Source organism: Paraburkholderia sp. RL17-381-BIF-C (genome assembly GCF_046026435.1).
Taxonomy (GTDB): Bacteria; Pseudomonadota; Gammaproteobacteria; order Burkholderiales; family Burkholderiaceae; genus Paraburkholderia.
Window position 1 is genome coordinate 1 of record NZ_JARESX010000196.1, and the last position, 897, is coordinate 897.

The following is an 897-nucleotide window of genomic DNA, read 5'->3' on the forward strand; positions in this document are numbered from 1 at the left end:
CGGACCTTGAGTCCGCTCATTTAGATTAGGACCTTTGCGGCGAAATCCATTGGGGCCGGCGGGCATGCCCGCGATCGAGTCCGGATATAAGTCCGCAACCACCCTCCTCGCCATGAACAATTACCTTGCAAATGGGAGGCGACCATATAAGAAATGTCGTGTTTCTAAACGCTGGCATGCCGGTCGGTCCGTTGCGAGATTTCGGAGTCGGCCATGTGTCCAGCCACACTGGTGACATTGAACATGCGAGAACTCGACCGTTTGAAGGTCATCCAGGCCATTGTCGACATGGGCCTCAGCCTGGTCGCGCGGCCGAACGTCTGGGCTTGACCGTGCGTCAGGTTGAGCGCTTGGTGATCCGCTATCAGGAATCCGGTGCGGCTGCACTGGCCTCGCGCAGACGTGGCCGGTCCGGCAACCGGAAGCTGGACGAAGGACTGGCTCAGCGGGCGCTGGCGATCATTCGCGAGCGCTATGCCGATTTTGGCCCGACGCTGGCGTGCGAGAAGCTTTGGGAGTGTCACGGCATCCGGATGGCCAAGGAAACCGTGCGGCAGTTGATGACCGATGCCGGACTGTGGATTCCACGCCGGCAGCGCCCGCCGAAGATCTACCAGCCGCGGGCGCGGCGCTCGTGTGTTGGCGAACTGGTGCAGATCGACGGCAGCGAACATCCGTGGTTCGAGGAACGGGCGCCCGCTTGCACGCTGCTGGGTGTTCATCGACGATGCGACTGGCAGGCCGATGACGCTGCATTTACGGCAACGGAATCGACCTTCAGCTATCTCGAGGCCCAGTCGAAGTATCTGATGGCACACGGCAAACCTGTCGCGTTCTATAGCGGCAGGTTTCGTCCGGTTTATCCACGCTTGCGGGGCGTTTGCCGTTTGCCGGCGG

General features: G+C 61.2%; 1 pseudogene. It reads left to right on the plus strand.

Going from position 1 to position 897, the window contains the following annotated elements:
- Positions 1-213: 213 nt before the first annotated feature.
- A pseudogene (locus P0D70_RS36635) lies at positions 214-897 on the plus strand (ISNCY family transposase); the annotation flags it as partial.